This window comes from Mycobacterium montefiorense, assembly GCF_025823255.1.
GTDB classification, from domain to species: Bacteria; Actinomycetota; Actinomycetes; order Mycobacteriales; family Mycobacteriaceae; genus Mycobacterium; species Mycobacterium montefiorense.
In genome coordinates this window covers 393,098-411,352 of the sequence record NZ_JACKVL010000017.1, presented here as the reverse complement: position 1 = coordinate 411,352, position 18,255 = coordinate 393,098, and the positions used below count along the sequence as shown (strand labels likewise).

15 protein-coding genes, 1 tRNA gene and 2 pseudogenes are annotated in these 18,255 nt (G+C 66.1%); 11 read left to right on the top strand and 7 right to left on the bottom strand.

Annotated elements, in window-relative coordinates:
- Nucleotides 1-99: 99 nt before the first annotated feature.
- Nucleotides 100-1,623: a GMC family oxidoreductase gene (locus H7K34_RS21910; protein ID WP_264064119.1), complete on the top strand. Its 1,524-nt coding sequence runs from the start codon at nt 100-102 to the stop codon at nt 1,621-1,623.
- A gap of 15 nt (nt 1,624-1,638) precedes the next feature.
- On the opposite strand, the gene H7K34_RS21905 is transcribed toward H7K34_RS21910, so the two are convergent.
- Nucleotides 1,639-2,403 (bottom strand): alpha/beta hydrolase family protein, encoded by a 765-nt coding sequence (locus H7K34_RS21905; protein ID WP_264064118.1) that lies wholly within the window; start codon nt 2,401-2,403, stop codon nt 1,639-1,641.
- A gap of 95 nt (nt 2,404-2,498) precedes the next feature.
- Between H7K34_RS21905 and H7K34_RS21900 the strand changes: the two are divergent.
- From H7K34_RS21900 to H7K34_RS21890, 3 genes and pseudogenes are all read left to right on the top strand, one after another.
- Nucleotides 2,499-2,690 (top strand): annotated as a pseudogene (locus tag H7K34_RS21900) (serine/threonine protein kinase); the annotation flags it as partial.
- Nucleotides 2,691-2,720: 30 nt separating this feature from the next.
- Nucleotides 2,721-3,551: a carotenoid biosynthesis protein gene (locus H7K34_RS21895; protein WP_264064117.1), complete on the top strand. Its 831-nt coding sequence runs from the start codon at nt 2,721-2,723 to the stop codon at nt 3,549-3,551.
- 189 nt (nt 3,552-3,740) lie between these two features.
- The gene (locus H7K34_RS21890) at nt 3,741-4,250 is read left to right on the top strand and encodes a hypothetical protein (RefSeq protein ID WP_264064116.1); all 510 of its coding nucleotides are present in this window, start codon (nt 3,741-3,743) and stop codon (nt 4,248-4,250) included.
- Between the two features lie 193 nt (nt 4,251-4,443).
- On the opposite strand, the gene H7K34_RS21885 is transcribed toward H7K34_RS21890, so the two are convergent.
- On the bottom strand, nt 4,444-5,298 hold the full coding sequence (locus H7K34_RS21885; RefSeq protein WP_264064115.1) for a L,D-transpeptidase: 855 nt from the start codon (nt 5,296-5,298) through the stop codon (nt 4,444-4,446).
- Nucleotides 5,299-5,463: 165 nt separating this feature from the next.
- Between H7K34_RS21885 and H7K34_RS21880 the strand changes: the two genes are divergently transcribed.
- On the top strand, nt 5,464-6,105 hold the full coding sequence (locus H7K34_RS21880; protein ID WP_264064114.1) for a S1 family peptidase: 642 nt from the start codon (nt 5,464-5,466) through the stop codon (nt 6,103-6,105).
- A 111-nt stretch (nt 6,106-6,216) separates the two neighbouring features.
- Here the strand turns inward: H7K34_RS21880 and H7K34_RS21875 are convergent.
- Nucleotides 6,217-6,984: pseudogene (locus H7K34_RS21875) on the bottom strand (class I SAM-dependent methyltransferase); the annotation flags it as partial.
- 107 nt (nt 6,985-7,091) lie between these two features.
- On the bottom strand, nt 7,092-7,691 hold the full coding sequence (gene lysE, locus H7K34_RS21870) for an L-lysine exporter (protein ID WP_264064113.1): 600 nt from the start codon (nt 7,689-7,691) through the stop codon (nt 7,092-7,094).
- Between the two features lie 71 nt (nt 7,692-7,762).
- Here lysE and H7K34_RS21865 point away from each other — a divergent pair, with 71 nt between their 5' ends.
- Complete coding sequence (locus H7K34_RS21865; RefSeq protein WP_264064112.1) at nt 7,763-8,713, top strand: LysR family transcriptional regulator ArgP; 951 nt, start codon at nt 7,763-7,765, stop codon at nt 8,711-8,713.
- Here the strand turns inward: H7K34_RS21865 and H7K34_RS21860 are convergent.
- The 3 genes from H7K34_RS21860 to H7K34_RS21850 form a co-directional block, all read right to left on the bottom strand.
- Nucleotides 8,675-9,478, bottom strand: a complete 804-nt coding sequence (locus tag H7K34_RS21860; protein WP_264064111.1) for a mycofactocin-coupled SDR family oxidoreductase — start codon at nt 9,476-9,478, stop codon at nt 8,675-8,677. The genes H7K34_RS21865 and H7K34_RS21860 overlap by 39 nt on opposite strands.
- A gap of 90 nt (nt 9,479-9,568) precedes the next feature.
- Entirely contained in the window at nt 9,569-11,542 is a 1,974-nt protein-coding gene (locus tag H7K34_RS21855; protein WP_264064110.1) for a DUF7159 family protein, read from the bottom strand.
- A 107-nt stretch (nt 11,543-11,649) separates the two neighbouring features.
- Nucleotides 11,650-11,723: transfer RNA gene (locus tag H7K34_RS21850), tRNA-Gly, on the bottom strand.
- A 137-nt stretch (nt 11,724-11,860) separates the two neighbouring features.
- On the opposite strand from H7K34_RS21850, the gene H7K34_RS21845 reads away from it, so the two are divergent.
- The 5 genes from H7K34_RS21845 (at nt 11,861) to H7K34_RS21825 (ending at nt 18,227) form a co-directional block, all read left to right on the top strand.
- The gene (locus H7K34_RS21845; RefSeq protein ID WP_264064109.1) at nt 11,861-12,508 is read left to right on the top strand and encodes a hypothetical protein; all 648 of its coding nucleotides are present in this window, start codon (nt 11,861-11,863) and stop codon (nt 12,506-12,508) included.
- Nucleotides 12,509-12,549: 41 nt separating this feature from the next.
- The gene (gene dcd, locus H7K34_RS21840; protein WP_264064108.1) at nt 12,550-13,122 is read left to right on the top strand and encodes a dCTP deaminase; all 573 of its coding nucleotides are present in this window, start codon (nt 12,550-12,552) and stop codon (nt 13,120-13,122) included.
- A gap of 152 nt (nt 13,123-13,274) precedes the next feature.
- Nucleotides 13,275-15,194, top strand: a complete 1,920-nt coding sequence (locus H7K34_RS21835; protein ID WP_264064830.1) for a DUF7159 family protein — start codon at nt 13,275-13,277, stop codon at nt 15,192-15,194.
- 151 nt (nt 15,195-15,345) lie between these two features.
- Nucleotides 15,346-16,812: a DUF7159 family protein gene (locus tag H7K34_RS21830; protein ID WP_443677719.1), complete on the top strand. Its 1,467-nt coding sequence runs from the start codon at nt 15,346-15,348 to the stop codon at nt 16,810-16,812.
- A gap of 89 nt (nt 16,813-16,901) precedes the next feature.
- Nucleotides 16,902-18,227, top strand: a complete 1,326-nt coding sequence (locus H7K34_RS21825) for a UDP-glucose dehydrogenase family protein (protein ID WP_264064107.1) — start codon at nt 16,902-16,904, stop codon at nt 18,225-18,227.
- Nucleotides 18,228-18,255 lie beyond the last annotated feature (28 nt).

Genomic DNA, 18,255 nt, shown 5'->3' with positions numbered 1-18,255 from the left:
GTTTTCAACGATAACAAATTCTAGGTTACATCGTAACGAACCAATGATATACTTGTTTAGATATCAGCGTTAACAACAGGGCCGCGAAAGGAACGTCCCATGTCAGAAGCATCGAACTCGTACGACTTCGTGGTCGTCGGCGCCGGTGTCGCCGGCTGCGTGATCGCCAGCCGACTCACCGAGCAGGCCGGCACCCGTGTGCTGCTCCTCGAAGCCGGGCGCGCGACGCCGCCTCCCGCCAGTGCCACCCCGCGGCTGTGGCCCACCCTGATCGGCGGCCCGGCCGACTGGGGCGACACGACGACGGTCCAGTCGGCCACCGGATCATCGATACGGCTGGCTCGCGGCCGGGGCATCGGCGGATCGTCGTCTATCAACGGCATGATGTTTGTTCGCGGACACCGGAGCAGCTACGCCGCCTGGGAGAACGTCGGCGCCAAAAGTTGGGGATACGACGACCTGCTGCCGTACTTCAAGCGCAGCGAAACGGCCGGCGGCGGCGATCCCGCGCTGCGTGGCGACAATGGCCCGTTGCGGATCAGCGAAATCGATCCGCTGCACCCGGTTGCGGTCGCCGGCCTGGACGCCGCGGAGCGCTGCGGTTACCCCCGGGCCACCGACATCGGCGCGGGAGCCGAGGTCGGCTTCGGGCCGGCATTCAACAACGTCGTAGCCGGAAAGCGGCTCAGCGCCGCCGATGCCTACCTGTTGCCGGCGTTGGGCCGGCCCAACCTCGACTTTGTCGCAGACGCCACGGTGCGTCGGTTGCGGATCGAGAACGGCCGCTGTATCGGCGTCGAATACAGCACGAACGACGCGGCGTCGATCTCGGTGGCGAGCTCGAGTGAAGTGGTGCTGACCGCCGGGTCGATCGGCTCGGCCCAGTTGCTGATGTTGTCCGGAGTCGGCCCCGCGCAACATCTTCGGGACGTGGGCATCGGGGTCACGCACGACCTGCCCGGTGTGGGTTCCAATTTTCACGACCACGTGATGGCGCCGGTGGTATACAGCAGCGCGCGGCCGTTGCCGACGAGCGCTAGCGGCCATGGCGAGGCGATCGGTCTGATCCAGACTGAGCACGCCGTCGAAGGCCCGGACGCGCAAATTCTCTTCGTCAATTCCACCGGCATCGGTCTGCCCGGCGATGACGGCAGCGTGGTCGGCTACGTGATCGCAGCCTCGCTGATGCTGCCGTACAGTCGCGGCAGCGTGCGACTCGCCGGGTCGGCCCCCGGGCTGCTGCCGCTTGTCGACCCCAACTACTTGGGCGATGATCGCGATCTGCGCACCCTGGTCGCTGCGCTGCGGGTAGCCCGAAACATCGGTGCAGCAAACGCTTTCGACGCGCTGCGCGGCGCAGAAGTCGCGCCCGGACCCGATGCGGACGACGACGAGGCGCTGGGTAACTTCGCGAAGGCCGCATGCCAGTCGTACTTCCATCCGGTGGGAACGTGCGCGATAGGCGACACGGATATGTCGGTCGTCGACAGCGAATTGCGGGTGTACGGTGTCGCCGGCCTGCGGGTCGCCGACGGATCCGTGATGCCGTCGATCCCGTCGGCCAACACCGCCGCGACCGTCTATGCGATCGCCGAGCGGGCCGCGGAGCTGATCAGCGCCTGAATTATGTTCTGCCGGCTAGCTTTCGGCGTCAAGGTATGCATCGGCCCAGGCGCCGATGATACGGCCTGCCCGATGAGTTTGGCCGCGAGCGGTGAGCAGGTGATCGGAGCCTTCGAGTGAGACGAAGCTGCGCGGGTGGCGGGCCATGCGGAAGATCTCGCTGGCATTCTCGATGCCGACAGTGTTGTCGGTGGGCGAGTGCAGGATCAGCAGCGGTAGCCGCAGGCTTTTGATTTTATCCTGCAGGTCAGCCGCGCGGACGTCCTCGACGAAGGCCCGCTTGAGGATCAGTTTGCGGCCACCGACCAGCCATTCGACGCTGCCCTCGGATAGGCAGCGCTCGACCACCGCGTCGTAGTGCTTTTCGACGTGGCTGGGGTCAACCGGTGCCGCCACCGTGACGACCGACCGCACGCCCGGCGACCGCATCGCCGCGGCGATCACCGCGGCGCCACCCCACGAATGTCCGACCAGGATGTCGGCCGGTGTCCCGCGGTTGAGCATGAACTCGCAGGCCGCGACGATGTCTTCGGTCTTGACGGTGAACGACCCGTCGCCCCAGTTTCCCTCTGACCCGCCGAGACCCAGCGCGTCGAAGCGCAGCATGCCGATGCCGTCCGAGGCCAGCTGCTTGCAGATCCTCGCCGCGGCCGGACAGTCCTTCCCGAGGGTGAAGCCGTGCGCGAACACCCCCCACCCGCGGACCGCGGACTCCGGGATCTCGATGACCCCGGCCAGGCTCGCACCCGTGGAGCTTTGGAACGTGACACGTTCGCCCATAGTGGAGATCTAACTATGCGGTGCTGCCGGTGCGCCGGAGTCGGCCGTTGTCCAAACGACAGGAATTTGCTGCGACGTCGGCCTAGGATTTGCCCATGCCGCTGGCGGTCGGCGAAGAATTCGCGGGATACACGATCCTGCGGGTGCTGGGCGCCGATGCGATGGGCACGGTATACCTGCAGCATCCACGGTTGCCACACCAGGACGCGTTGAAGGTGCTCTCGGTAGACCTGACCGCCGATCCGCACTACCGGACCAGGTTCCTGCGCGAAGCCGACATCGCGGCCAATCGCATCGGAAACTAGCAAGGGCTTTTTATGAAACTGCTCAAGACATTGTGTTGGGTTCTGCTCGCGTTCACGCTGCTTGCTGCCATCGTCATGGCGGTGTGGCCGTCGCTGGCGGCTCAAGCCGCAGCCGTCCAATCCGGCTTGCTTGTCCTGTTTGTCGTCGTCCATGCGTGGTTGGGCTATGGGCCCCGGGGGATGGCCGCATTCGTCGTCATCGCCGGCGTTGTCGGTTTCGCCGTGGAAGCAATCGGCGTCGCGACCGGCTTCCCGTTCGGCTCCTACACTCATCACCTGCCCGGTCCCAAACCCCTGGGCGTCCCGCTCGCGGCGATCGCGGCCTGGATCATTGTCAGCTGGCTGGCCTGGGCGCTGGCCCGGGTGATCATGCGGTCCGTTCCCGCCGTGGCTGCCGGTGGCGCCGAACGCTTTACCACCCCGCTGGTGGCCACGTTCATTCTTGGGGGTTACGACCTGGTGTACGACCCGGTCGGGGCGACGGCGCACAACTGGTACTCCTACGACCACCCGACCGGTGCGCTGGGTGTGCCGCTGACCAACTTCCTCGGTTGGCTTCTCACCAGCTGGTTGATCTTTGCGCTCGTCGCGCTTGTCGAGTCCAGATTCCCCGCACAACCGGTCACCGCGAGCCGCGGCTACTGGCTGCTGGCGTGCCTGTTCTGGCTTTCCACCACCGCCCAGGTCTTCATCAGCCTGATCCGTTCGACCGGCGGCGTCGCGGTCCGGGGCGGCAAGACCATAGCGATCGCCGACGTATACGAATCCTGTGCGTCAGCAGCGTTATTCACTATTCTTCTCACGGGGATCATGGCGCTGGTACGGCTCTACAGCCGTCGCTGATCCGCACGGTTCTCTACGTTGGCGGGCGGCAGCGTTCGCGGTACCGACTTGTGACTCCGTCGTGACGTCACCATTTGGAAACGGCGCGGTGTGCCGCCTGTCGTGTCGCGTGTCACCCACCAACAATGGGGGCGGTCGTCGAGGAGCGACCTGAATACGGCTACGCGCGAATAAAAGGAGTTGACGTTGATGACGATCTTCGATCGATTCAACATCGGTGTTGTTGCTGGCGTTGGGTTGTGCGGAGCCGCTATAGCGTTGAGCCCGGACGCGGCAGCCGTCCCGTACATGACGGGTGGCGGTGCGTGCATGTACGGGCAGGCTGGCGAGGCTCCGGCCGCCGGGGGAGCAGCAGCGGCCGCACCCTGTGCCGCTCCACTGACTGATATGGCCGGTATTCCGATGGTGGTGCCCGGCCCGGGAATCGTGCCGGTTCCGGCGGGTGCTCCGCTAATTGCGCTCGGGCCACCAGTGCCGGTGGTTCCCCCGTTGCCCTTGGCGCCTCCGGTGCCGATCGGTGCTCCGCTGCCGTTGGGGGCTCCGCTGGTGGCTCTCGGTGGGGTCGCGGATGGCGTACCGCTTGCCCCACTGGTTGATATGTCTGGGGTGAAGGACGCGCCGATTGGTCCGCCGCCTACTGGCGGGCCGGTGTCCGGTAAGCCGGTGTCGCCCGGTCCCTCGCCGGTGCACGGAGGCTGACCGCTTCCGACTCGAAAAGGCCCGCTGGTTATCACCAGCGGGCCTTTTCGTTGTGTCGCTATGCGCTTGCCTCACCGAGTATGCGCTTGCCTCAACGAGTGTGAAGCCACGGCGGGAAATCAGCCGAAATTGCGTCCTGAGTGCACACTCGACGCCGCGGGTGCACCGTCAGAAGCGATGCACGACAACGGTATTACGAGGAAGGCAGTTCGTTTGTGCTCTCGCGCACGACTACCGGGTCGCCGACGTTGACCGTGTTGTAGTACCACTCGGCGTCTTCGGGACTCAGGCTGATGCAGCCGTGGCTCATGTTCTCCAGCCCGAGCGAATTGACCGCCCACGGAGCTGAGTGCACGAAAAGACCATGATTGGTGATACGAACGGCGTAGTTGACCATGAGCAGGTAGCCGTCGGGAGCATCGACGGGAATGCCGACGCTGCTGGAGTCCATCTGTATCGAGCGTTCCTTGGAAAGAACGGTGTAGGAGCCAATCGGGGTCGGGTACTGGGGCCTACCCATTGAAGCCGGCAGCACGCCTGGTTCACCGAAGTGCGGGCGGTGGTGCGGCGCCGGCAGTGACGACGGCGGTGCTGACTCGACTCCGTCGATGGTCACGGTGAAAGTGTGCTCGGAGATGCTGGCAATACCGATGACCCTCGCGCCCGTCTTGATCTCGGTGGGCTGGCCTTCGACCGTCAGCGCAATCGTGCTGTGCGCCGGCCAGTATTGGTCGGGAACCCACTGAACCACTTTGTTGTCGAGCCATTGGTACTTGCCGGTCATCGCGGGTGTCGACGTGATCTTCAGCGCCTGCTCGGCCGCCTGCCGGTTGCTGACGGGCGCGCGGAAGGTCACCACCACGGGGTGCGCCACACCGACGGTCTGGCCGCGCGCCGGCAGCATCGACGCAATCGGGAAGGTATACGACCGGGTCGCCGTCGTCAGGTTCACGTCGGCCGGTACCGGCAGACTCGCGACGGCGGATCCCGCGACCAAACTCGCGCCGATTCCGATGACAGCAACGGCACACCGAATATCCGCGCGCATGACCCCAATTCCCTTTAAATGACCGAGTTGCAATAGGAATCGTAAAGCTGCGCTGAGCTGCGGAAGCGTAAGGGCACGTAAGCAATCGATCAAGAGTCGGTCACGATTTGGCCACGACGGGCCGATCTGTCAACCTGATGACTGCAGCGAACAAAGGAGGCCGGTGTGGCCGCGCGTTGGGTTCGAAGGGTTGGGCTGGCCGGTACCGCGGCGCTGAGCGCCATCGTATTGCCGGGCACGGCCCAGGCGGCGCTACCTCCCGCGCCCGGGATCCAGGTCAGTGATGGAATAACCAAGTGCACAACGGGTTTCGCGGCTCAAGGCAACGACGGTAGCTTCTACCTATTTACCAGTGGGCATTGCAACCACGGTGCGCCGTTCACCTACGACGAGAACGTCCCGCTGGGAAGCATCACCGCCAGCGAGGTGCTGGGTGATCTAAAAGATGCCGCGATCATCCGTGTTGACCCGGGCGTCGGCGCGCCGGTAGGCGATGTCGGTGGCCAGCCCGTCCGGGGCGTACTGGGCGCATCCCAGATCAAGGCCGGCATGCCGTTCTGCAAGCTCGGTGCGCTTACCGGTGAAACCTGTGGAACCGTCAAGAGCACTGACGGCGAAGTCATCGAGGCCAACGTGTTCGCTCAGCCCGGCGACAGCGGCGGTCCCGGTTACGTGAAGAACGCTGACGGCAGCGTGACCGCAGCCGGCATTGTGATGTCCACGTCGCTCGCGGGGGACCCCAACACCACGTACTTCGTCATGGTGCAACCGCTGCTCGGCAGATGGGGCGTGCACATCGTCGGCTAACGATTTCCCGTCCCGGCGCAACCACTGCGAACCCTGGAATTCAGCGAGAACTACTTCACGCCAATGGATTTCGACGTTGATCGATATCCTGGCGTCACCGAGGGGTGGCGCCTATATGGGCTCCACGGCGATCACGTAGTCGTTGCCGTGGCTCAGACCGTTCTCGCGCAGTTCGAGTTCCAATGCCCGCGCCCGAAGCTCCTCGAGGTAGTCGCGCATGGCGATGCCGAGGTCCTTTGACGGGAAGCGTTCGAGCCGCGCCAGACACATGTTGAGCTGACCATTGACGTAACGAGCCCGGTAGCGGATGGGAAACCTTCGCGCTTCGAGCACGCGGAAGCCGGCCAGTCCGAGCCGTCGCTGCATCCAGTCGAGAGGAAATTCGCGGTACGGCCGCTCGCCGGCAAGCAGCAGGCAGGCGTCGCGGACGCGACCGATTTCGCAAATGACCCTGCCGCTTTCGGTCGTCGGCTGGAACTGGACGTAGGGCTCCAAGCCGATGATGTAGAGCCGGCCGCCTTCGGCGACGAGCGGTCGCAACCTTTCGAATACCCGGCCCTGCCAGTAGGGGGCGAATCCCTCAATCGCGCCCACAAGGTAGTCGACCAGGACGGTGTCGAAAGTCTCGCCGGTAAGCAGGCTTTCATCGACCCAAGTGCCTACGAGTAGCCGATCCTGCGGACGCATCTGAGAACCCAGCGCGTCGCGGGTCTTGCCCGCCATGCTGTGTGCGGCGGTCACGGCCGTCCAGCGCTCGGTAGGTAGTGTCAGGATCCACTCGAGAGACTTCACCCCGGTACCGGCGTCGAGCAGGCTTCCCCACGGTCGATCACCGTGCAGAGTTTCGGCGTAGCGAAAAAGCGTCGAAATCCCGGTTTTCTCCTCCATGCCGATCACTTCTACCATCGGCGCAGCAGGAGGCTCCAGCCACTTGGCCCGCACACTCATGGTCGAATCCGGGGCCCGGCGAAGCCCAGGGTCGTTGACTAGATCGCGATCACCGCGATGCCGAGCCCGATCATCATCACCGCGATCAGCCCGTCGAGGATGCGCCACGTCATCGGGGTCGCGAACAGTCCCGTCAGTCGCCTCGCACCAAAGCCGAGGCTGACGAACCAAACCGTGCTGGCGGTCACGGCGCCGACGCCGAACAGCCAACGGCCGTCCTGGTGTTCGTTGGCCAGCGTGCCTAAAAGCACGACCGTGTCGAGATAGACGTGTGGGTTGAGAAAGGTGAACGCCGCGGCCGTGACCAGGACCTCGGCCAGGCGGGCAGGCGCGGCATCCGACGGTTGCAGGGCCGACGGCCGCCAGGAGCGCCTCGCGGCAAGCACTCCGTAGCAGAACAGAAATAGCGCGCCACCGAACTTGGCGACGTTGATTGCGGCGGGGTGCGCGTTGATCAGTGCGCCGACGCCGGCGATACCCGCGGCAATCAACGCGATGTCGGAGACCGCGCACAACGCCACGACGGGTAGCACGTGCTCGCGACGAATGCCCTGCCGCAGCACGAACGCGTTCTGCGCCCCGATGGCGGCGATCAGGGTGAACGACGCGAGGAAGCCGACGATCAGGGGCGAGTGCATGGCATCGACGTTAGGCACTCAGGATGGATCAGTACAGCTAAGGTTTCTTCATATACATTAGAATCATTAATGTGAACATCGATGGTCAGCAGCTGGCCGCCTTCGCCGCAGTGGTTGAGCACGGCAGCTTCGATGCGGCGGCAGGCCGGATGCACATCACGCCGTCGGCGGTGAGCCAGCGGATCAAGGCGCTCGAGCAGCGCGTCGGTCAGGTCCTGATCCGTCGCGAGAAGCCCTGTGTGGCAACACCTGCGGGAGTGCCGCTGCTGCGGCTCGCTGCGCAGACTGCGCTGCTGGAAGCAGAAGCGCTGGCCGAGATGAGTGGAGGGTCCTCGGAACGCAACCGCGTCGCGATCGCGGTGAACGCCGATTCGATGGCAACCTGGTTCACCGCCGTGCTTTCCCGACTGTCCGAGGTCCTTTTCGATATCCGGATCGAGGACCAGGATCACTCGGCTCGGTTGCTACGGGAGGGCGCGGTGATGGGCGCGGTCACCACAGAGCGAACAGCCGTGCCCGGATGTCGCGTGCTGCCGCTGGGAGTGATGCGCTACGTCCCGATGGCAGCACCGAGCTATGTCGAGCGCTATCTCCGCGATGGCTTCACAGCTGATGCCGTGGCTTCCGCCCCGTCGCTGGCGTGGAGCCGTGACGACGCTCTCCAGGACTCGTTGCTGCGCAGAGCTTTTCGCCGAGATATCAAGCGTCAGGTACATTACGTACCCACTGCGGAGGGCTTCGGATCCGCTGTGCGCGCCGGGTTGGGCTGGGGCATGTTCCCCGAGATCCTCGCCGATATCCATCAGGCGGACGGATCGTTCGTCCGGATACCCGATGTGCACCTCGACGTGCCGTTGTTCTGGCAGTGTTGGAAGCTCGAAAGTTTTCTGGGGGACACCCTCACCGAAGCGGTGCGGTCGGCGGCGAAGCCCAAGTTGGGTCGAATGGGTCGGACCCGCGTGTTCAGCTTGGGGGGCCGATTATCAATGGATGCGCGCGCTGCCGCCGAGGCCGATCTCTAGCACGCTTCCGGTGATGACGCCGGGGTCGGTGACCAGATACAGCACGCCGCGACTGACGTCCTCGGGTTGCAACCAGGGTTGTGGTATTGGGTTGGCTCTCATCATCCGGCGCACCAGATCGTCCGGAATGTCATCGCTTCCAGCGGGTTGCACCATCGGCGTTTGGACGGTGGTCGGGCAGATGACGTTGACCGTGATGCCGTCCTTGGCGACCTCTAGGGCGGCCGACTTCGCCAGGCCGATGACACCCCACTTGGTGGCGTTGTATGCGGCCAGCTCGGGGATGCCCATTCGGCCGCCCATCGAGGAGGTCACGACGATCCTTCCGAACCCCTGCTGTCGCATCACCGGTATGGCCGCCCGCAGGGTATGAAACGCACCCGTCAGATTCGTATCGATCAGCTGCTGCCAAACCACGTCGCTGACGTCTTCCAGTAGCCCGGTGCTGACGATTCCGGCGTTGGCCACCACGATGTCGAGGCTGCCCATGTCGGCGACGGTCTGCTTGATCGCGGCGCCGACTGCGGCCGAACCGCGCACGTCCAGGGTCAGCGGTAGGCAACGCCGGCCCAGCGCTTCAACCAGTTTCGCCGTTTCCCGTAAGTCGTCCTCGGTGCCCAGGGGGTAGGTCAGCTCCGTCATGGCATCAGGGGCATCGGCGGCCACGATGTCGGCCCCTTCGGTCGCCAACGCCAGCGCGTGCGCGCGCCCCTGCCCTCGAGCCCCACCGGTGATCAAGGCCACGCGTCCATCCAAAGCGCCCATAAGGGTAGAAGCTACCGGCAGATAGTGGACCGGACGCTTGCGGGCCCGCCGCGTGTCATGAAATCGATTGCTGTGGACTATATTCCGGTGCTAGCTACGGCTGCCGCTGCTCACGCTGCCAGAGCTGCTGCTGCTGGATTCGCTGCCACTGCTAGAGCTGCTTGAGCTGCTTGAGCCGCCACCACTACTCTCGCTGCCAGAGCTGCCGCTACTGCTGGAGCTGCTGCTGCTGGATTCGCTGCCACTGCTAGAGCTGCTTGAGCTCCCGCCACTGCTCTCGCTGCCGCTACTGCTGAGGCTGCTTCCGCCGCTTGCTTCACCGCTACCGCCGGCGCTGCTTCCGCCGGCGATTTCGGAGCCTCCACTGCTAGAGTTGCCACCGACAGGCCCACTGCCGCTGGGGGTTTCGCCGCTGCCAGTCGGCGCGCCGCCGCTTGGGCTTTCAGCGCCCCCGGTTGACCCGCCGCCCGAGGGCGCACTAGCACCGGGCGACGCAGCGCCGGCAGGCGGGCCACTGCTCGGGCTTTCGCCCCCGCCGACCGTCCCACTGCCACTAGGGGTTTGGCCGCCGACAGTCCCACTGCCGCTGGGGGTTTGGCCGCCGCCGACCGGCCCGCTGCTACCGGGATTGCCGCCGACCGGCCCGCTGCTACCGGGATTGCCGCGGACTGGGCCCGGGTCGTTAACCGGCCCACTGCCGGGATTGGACGGTGGCTCTTGCCCCGGAGGAGGTCGGTGTGGCGGCGACTTCGGTGGGGGAACGTAGATCGGCGGCGACGAGTGCGTCGGCGCCTCGAGCACCGGCGGACTCGCCGGCGGGTCGGGTAGCTGAACCGGCGGCACCGGGGCCGGCGCAATCGGCGGGACGAACACCGGAACGGGGATGACCGGCGCCGCAGGGACCAAGGGAGCCGGGGCTGCCGGAACCACAACGGGCGGTGCCGCGGGGGCCGGAGCCATCGGCGGCGGTGCGGCCGGCGGTGGACTCAATGGCTTGGGCACCGCCATCTTCATTGCGGCCACTCCGGGCGCTGGCGCGAATATCTGCTGGACTGGGGCGATGATGCCCCGGACCGGCGCGGGCAACGAACCGACCGTCGTACGGATGCCGACTGACAGGGCGATCTCTAGTGCCAGCGCCGCGCTAAAGCCGGCTATTGCCACCGCGGTTCCGACCAGCAGGGCCGGCCTAGGACGGGGCTCGCGGTCACCCGAAGTGTCCATGACCATCGTCGGGGCACTGGCTTCGTCGTCGTCCACCGCGCTGTAGGCGAGGTCGTCTTCGCCCAGCTCGGCGAGGCTCAAATATTCGGGCAGGGCGGATACGTCGACTGCACCTGTGCCGGGATCCTGTGCGTAGGCCAGCGCAGCGGTGGACGACGTGAGCGCATTCGCGGATGCCAGGGCCGCGCCTCGGGCCAGTGCTGTCTCCGGTTCTTCCGGCACGTTCACGACGAGCGACGTCGCATCTTCTAAACGCCGCCTGATCGGGGTGATGTCGACACCGGAGCCGACCACAAACAGGCCGCCCGGCGGCGTAGGAAGTTCGTCAAGCCCAGCGACCAACTCCAGCAGCGCTGCGGTGACAATCTGTCCGGACTCGGAATTCAACTGTTCGTTGTGGACGTCATCGATGGAACCGTCGGAGGTTTCGACAACAGCCAACGTCGCGGTGTCGGGCTCAACGAAGAGCATTGCGGTGCGCTCGTAACCCATTGCCCCGCCAACAGATTGGGTCAATGCCGTCGCGGCCAGAAACGCCGACACCAGCAACACGTTTTCAATCTTGTGGTTGGCCAGCGCGTCGCGTAGGGCCGCCGCTTCGAGCTGGTCGGTGCACGCCACACCGATACAGTCCAGTTCAAGTCCGGCGCCGGCCGCATCCTCGCGGGTGCACATGATCGCGGCGATCACTCGATCCGACGCGCTGACGGTGGGCGAGTCGTCGGCAGCGGTGATCGTGAACTCGTTCTCGTCGATCGTGGGGCCGTCGGCGTTTTCGCCTTGCAGCATGACCATTTGAACCGAGGCCGGTGCGATCGAAACTCCGAGCACGATGTCCATTGCCCGTGCCTCCTGCCACGCGATATCAGTGAGCTCATCGTCGCTGGAGAAGCTGTGCCCAGATGCTGCGGACGCTATGCGGGCGCTGTGCGTTCCGCTGGTAAACGTGGAGCCGATGACGGGAATCGAACCCGCGTATTCAGCTTGGGAAGCTGATGTTCTGCCATTGAACTACATCGGCGCAGTCGCCACAGAAGGCTAGCACCCAGGCGCCCAACCAGCCGGAACAGTTCAACCACGTCGCCGGAATGCGCTTATGCCGTCAAATTTAAAATGCTCATATTTATTCTATTGTGATCATGCCGTAATGTGCCCTGGGTGGGTCGGCACAGATTAGCCAGCAAACGGCGTAAGTCACCGCTTGTCCTGGCTGCGCTGCTGACCCCCGCGGCGGTCTGCTTCGCGGTGGGCGGCGACGTCGGCCCATTTGCGGCCCAAGCGGAAGCCAAGGCCGTTATTGGCGACCTCGCGCCGAGCCGTTTGGAAATCGTCGCGGCGGAATCGAATTTGCCGCATAGCGCGGCAGGTCTGGGTGTCCTCGATAGCCAGCCTGCGGCATCGCGCTACCACGTTCGATCCCGGTTCCTGCCCGTCGGACTCGCGTCGGAGCAGGGCTTGCAGGTGCGAACGATCCTGGCGTCCCGCGCGATCACTGCGACGTTCCCCGAGATTCACGAAATCGGCGGTGTCCGACCGGATCCGCTGCCCTGGCATCCCCTCGGCCTGGGACTGGATGTGATGATCCCCAATCCCGCGAGCCCGCAGGGGATCGCGCTGGGCAACGAGATCGTCGCGTACGTACTGAAGAACACGAACCGGTTCGGCGTACAGGACGCCATTTGGCGCGGCGTCTACTACACGCCCAATGGAGCCCAAGCCAGCAGGCTTGGCCACTATGACCACGTCCACGTCACGACGACCGGAGGCGGCTATCCCAAGGGTGGCGAAACGTATCTGGCGGACTGAAGCCAGGGCAACGAGCACGGGGCAACAGTTAGGCTCGTCGCGTGCTGCTCTCCGATCGTGACCTCAGGGCTGAAATCACTTCCGGCCGGTTGGGCATCGACCCGTTCGACGACACCTTGGTGCAGCCGTCCAGCATCGACGTCCGCCTCGACTCCATGTTCCGGGTTTTCAATAACACCCGGTACACCCACATCGACCCCGCCAAGCGGCAGGACGAGCTGACGACGCGGGTGGAACCAACCGCCGGGGAACCGTTCGTGTTGCACCCGGGCGAGTTCGTCCTCGGCTCCACCCTGGAACTCTTCGCGTTACCCGAGGATCTCGCCGGACGTCTGGAGGGCAAGTCGTCGCTGGGCCGGCTGGGCCTGCTGACGCACTCGACTGCCGGCTTCATCGATCCCGGCTTCACCGGTCACATCACCCTCGAGCTGTCCAACGTCGCCAACCTGCCGATCACGCTGTGGCCCGGTATGAAGATCGGCCAGCTGTGCATCCTGCGATTGACCAGTCCGGCCGAGCACCCGTATGGCAGTTCACGGGTCGGCTCCAAGTACCAGGGCCAGCGGGGACCGACTCCTTCTCGCTCCTACGAGAACTTCATAAGAATTACATAGCTCCGGCAAGCAGCCCGCACAGCCTTTCTGCGGGAGTATGGAATGGTCCGTGGTTGCGTATTCACCCGGGCATAGCTTGTCTTGCAACGCTTTTGGAGTGGTTGGTTTTGGATATCGTGCTCGGGGTGTCGATCGCACCGGCTTCGGTCCAGATGGTTCTGGTTGAAGGCGAAAATGCCGACGGCGCGTTGGTTGAAGAGGACGAGTTCCAGCTCACCGAGACCGATGACACCGAACCCACCGCCGTTCCCGATCGGGTGATCTCCGCGATCCTGGGTACCCGCGAGGGCGCCGCCGATGCCGGGCTGGAGCTGTCCTCGGTCGGGGTGACGTGGACCGACCAGCTGCATGCGGCGGTGCTGCGCGACGCGCTGGCCTCCTACAAGCTCGAGAACGTGATGCTGGTCTCGGCGTTCCTGGCTGTCGCCGCGCTGGGTCAATCCGTCGGTGGGGCAATGGGTTACGACACCACCGCGGTGCTGTTCGTGGAGCCCGAGACCGCGACGCTGGCGCTCGTCGAGACCTCCGACGGGTCCATCACCGCCGTCTATAAGGAAGAGATTGTTGCCGAGTCCTACGACGAGGCCACCGCACAACTCACCGGGATGATCGCCGGGCTCGACGAGCTGGACTTACCTCCGGGCGGCCTGTTCGTGGTCGGCTCGGGCGTCGACGTCGCGCCGATCAAGCCGGCACTGGAGTCGGCAACGTCTCTTACCGTCAGCGCACCCGAAGAGGCCGAGACGGCGCTGGCCCGCGGCGCCGCGCTGGCGTCGGCGAACGCGCCGCTGTTCGCGTCGTCGACCGCGGCACTGGCCTACGCGCAGGACCCGGGCACCGGGGCCGTCGACCCGTCCGCGATGCCCGAATACTTCGGCGTTTCCTACTTTGCCGGCGGCGCCGAACACGGCGACGGCGAGCTCGCATACAGCCTGGTGCCGGACGACGACGCCGACGCTCCCACCGTCGTCATCAACCCGTCCGACCTCATCGGGCCGGCCGAAGGCCAACCGCGGCGCCGGCCGGTGCTGCTGCTCGGCAGCGGGATGGCAGTCGTCGCGATCAGCGCGGTGGTGGCGCTCGAGATCGCACTGGCGATTGGAATCCGCACCACGAACGTGGCCGTGCAGCCCAGCCCTAACCAAAACCTCATCGTCCCAACCCAACCGGCTCCCGCTCCGCCGGTTGAGGCGTCCGTCGCGAAGCCGAAGATCGTCCTGCCCGCGCCAGCCGCGGCACCCAAACCCGTGATACCAGCGGCAGTGGCACCGCTGCCTGCGGCTCCGCCGCCGCTGCCCGCCCCTCCCATTGCTGCGCCGGTGCCAGTTCCGGTTGTGGTGCCGATTCCCGTGCCCCCGTTGCACGTGCCTGCTCCGGATTGGATCATGAGCCCGCCGGTGATCCAGGTCCCACCGCGCGTGCTGCCGCGGCCACCCGTGGTGCAGCAACCGCCGCCGGTCCATCTGCCCGAGCCACCGGACTCGGGCACGATTCCGCAAGCGCCGCCGCATCCGACTCTTCCCGAATCCGGCCCCAACCCCCGTGACCCACAGAGTGGTCCCGGCGGTCCCGGCGGCGGGCATGTTTCGCCCCCCGGCACGGGTTCGGGTGGCGCCAACGGCGGCGGCCCTGGTCACTTTCCCGGTTCGGGCCCCGGCGGTCCCGGCGGCGCGCATACTTCGCCCCCCGGTGGTGCGGGCGGCGGTGCTGCCATTCATGTTCCGGGTACAGGTCCTGGCGGCGGCAGTCCCACTGGCGGTGGCGGACACTCTCCGGGCGGCCCGATCGGCGGCGGCGGCCATGCCCCCAGCGGTCCCATTGGCGGAGGTGGACCCATTGGCGGCGGGCATGCTCCGAGTGGGCCCATCGGTGGCGGGCACAGCGGTGGCGGCATTGGCGGAGGCGGACCCTCGGGTGGGTCGATCGGTGGCGGCCACAGTGGTGGCGGCATTGGCGGTGGCGGCTTCGGCGGTGGCGGCCACAGCGGTGGCAGCTTTGGCGGTGGTGGCGGAAGCCACACCAGCGGCGGCGGTGGGGGGCACAGCGGCGGCGGTGGCGGCGGCCACCACTAGCCATCTCACCCCGGGCGGGGTCAGCGGAACGCGCGTAAAGTCGGGTCGCTAGGGGAATACAGGGTGGGGACTCGTGACGTCTCGAGGTGGCCGGAGCCTGCGATGACGACGATCCCCACGACACTGTCTAGCAAATGACAATGGAGGGGCATTGGACACCGTACTTGGGGTGTCGATGGCGCCGACGGCAGTCCGGATGGTTCTGGTCGAAGGCGAAAATGGCGATGGCGCCACCGTCGACGAAGACAATTTCGACGTCGCTACCGACGATGACACAGCAACGACCAGCGCCGCGAATCAGGTGGTCTCGGCGATCCTGGGCACCCAGGAGGGTGCAGCCCAGGGCGGCTACCAGCTGACGTCGACGGGAGTCACCTGGACCGATCCCATCGAGGCCGCCGCGCTGCGTGACGCGCTGGCCGCACACAAGGTCGAGAACGTGATGTTGGTCTCGGCCTTCCTGGCCGCGGCCGCTCTGGCGCAGTCCGTCGGCAATGAAACCAACTACGCGCAGACCGCGCTGCTGTTCATCGAACCCGACACCGCGACCTTGGCGCTCGTCGATACCTCCGACGGGTCGATCGCCGACGTGCACCGCCAGCCGCTGCCCGAAGACGATGACGCGGCAGTGGCGCAGCTGGCCACCATGGTCTCGGAGGCTGAGGCGCTAGAGACGCGTCCGGGCGCCGTGTTCGTCGTGGGCTCCGGCGTCGACGTGCCGCTGATCAAGTCGGCACTGGAGTCCGCGACCACACTTCCGGTGGCGATGCCCGAGGAACCGGAGACCGCGCTGGCTCGCGGAGCGGCCCTGGCGTCGGCGCACGCGCCGCTGTTCGCGTCCTCCACCGCCGCGCAGGCATACGCGCAGGATCCTGGCACCGGTGCGCTCGACCCGTTCGCGGTTGCCCCCGGATACTTCGACATCCCGGATTCCGACGAGGGCGCGCTCGCCTACAGCGCCGTCCCCGACGACTACGCCGAGGCCTATACCGGCGCGCACACCGCTGTCACCGTGCTTGCCGACTACGACGACCGCAGGTCCTTCGGGCTGGTGGGCAGCGCGGTCGCGGCGATCTTCATCGTCGGCGTGGCGGCGCTGGTCGTTTCCCTGGCCATCGCGATCCGACCGACATCTGGCGTGAAACCCGCGCCAAGCCAAAACATCGTGGCACCGGCCACGCCGGCGCCCGCAGCTCCGGCTCCTGCGCCAGCGGCACCTGCCCCGGCTCCTGCTCCTGAGGCGGCTCCGGTCCCGGCTCCGGCGCCTGTTCCTCAGGCACCCGCGCCGGTTCCTCAGGCTCCCGCCCCGGTCGCAATCCCGGTGCCGGCCGCGCCCGCTCCGATACCCGAGGCTCCTGCACCCATCCCGGTGCCCGCGGCCCCGGCTCCCGTACCGGTGGCGCCGATTCCCATCCCGATCCCACTGCCCATTCCGCCGATCATCGGCGGGCCGATAGGTCCCGGTGGTGGCGGGTTCCCAGGTAACGGGGGTCCCGGCGGCGGCTTCCCGGGCGGTGGCCACGGTGGGGGTGGGTTCCCCGGTGGCGGTGGCTTCCCAGGTGGTGGCGGCGGTCACGGTGGATTCGGTGGCGGCCACGGCGGGTTTGGTCGCCGGTAGTTCTTCGAGAGTCACCTGTCACCTCCCGTTTGCCTCCCGCTTAGCGGAGCGATGCAGTTAGCTCATCGCGGCCACCTACACACAGTGGTATGCGATGCACCGTCTTTGGCACCGGATACCTGGGTGCCACGCACGCCGTGGGGATGGCTGAACTGGGACACGAGGTCGTCGGTGTTGATATCGACCCGGGGAAAGTCGCGAAGCTGGCCGCGGGTGACATCCCCTTTTACGAACCAGGTCTGCGAGAGTTGTTGGCCGACAACTTAGCTGCCGGACGACTGCGGTTCACCACCGATTACGACTTGGCAGCCGATTTCGCCGACGTGCATTTCCTTGGAGTCGGCACGCCGCAGAAGAAGGGCGAATACGGCGCCGACCTGAGCCACGTCCACGCCGTCATCGACAATCTCGTGCCGCGGTTGACCAGGTCGGCCGTGCTCGTCGGCAAATCGACTGTCCCAGTGGGCACTGCCGCAGAATTGGGCGATCGGGCCGCCGCGCTGGCACCCGCGGGGGTCGACGTCGAAATCGCCTGGAACCCCGAGTTCCTGCGCGAGGGGCACGCCGTGCACGACACCTTGGAGCCGGACCGCATTGTGCTTGGCATCCAGCAGGACTCGGTGCGCTCAGAGATCGTCATCCGCGAGTTGTACGCGCCGATTCTCGACGCCGGCGTGCCGTTCCTGGTAACCGATTTGCAGACAGCGGAATTGGTCAAGGTCTCAGCCAATGCCTTTCTGGCGACCAAGATTTCGTTCATCAACGCGGTCTCCGAGGTGTGCGAAGCGGCGGGCGCCGACGTCACGCTGCTAGCTGATGCGCTCGGGTACGACTCTCGGATCGGGCGCAAATTCCTCAACGCGGGCTTGGGCTTTGGCGGTGGCTGCCTGCCCAAGGACATTCGGGCGTTCATGGCGCGCGCGGGCGAGCTGGGTGCCAACCAGGCGCTGACGTTCCTGCGCGAGGTGGACAGCATCAACATGCGGCGGCGTACCAAAACGGTCGAGTTGGCCACCGCGGCGTGCGGCGGTTCGCTGCTGGGTGCCAACGTCGCCGTGCTCGGCGCGGCGTTTAAGCCCGAGTCCGACGATGTCCGCGACTCGCCGGCGCTCAACGTCGCGGGGCAGCTGCAGCTCAACGGGGCCGCGGTCAACGTTTACGACCCGAAAGCCCTCGAGAACGCCCGTCGCCTGTTCCCGACGCTGAACTACGCGGTTTCGGTGACCGAGGCATGCGAGGGCGCGGACGCGGTCTTGGTGCTGACCGAGTGGCAGGAGTTCACCAACCTTGACCCGAACGACCTAGCCGACGGGGTGCGAGCCCGCGTCGTCGTCGACGGTCGCAACTGCCTGGACGCCGAGCGCTGGATGCAGGCGGGCTGGCGGGTGTTCCGGCTCGGAGCGCGACGCCCCTAAAGCGCACCCTTGCCAGGTAGCCTGATTG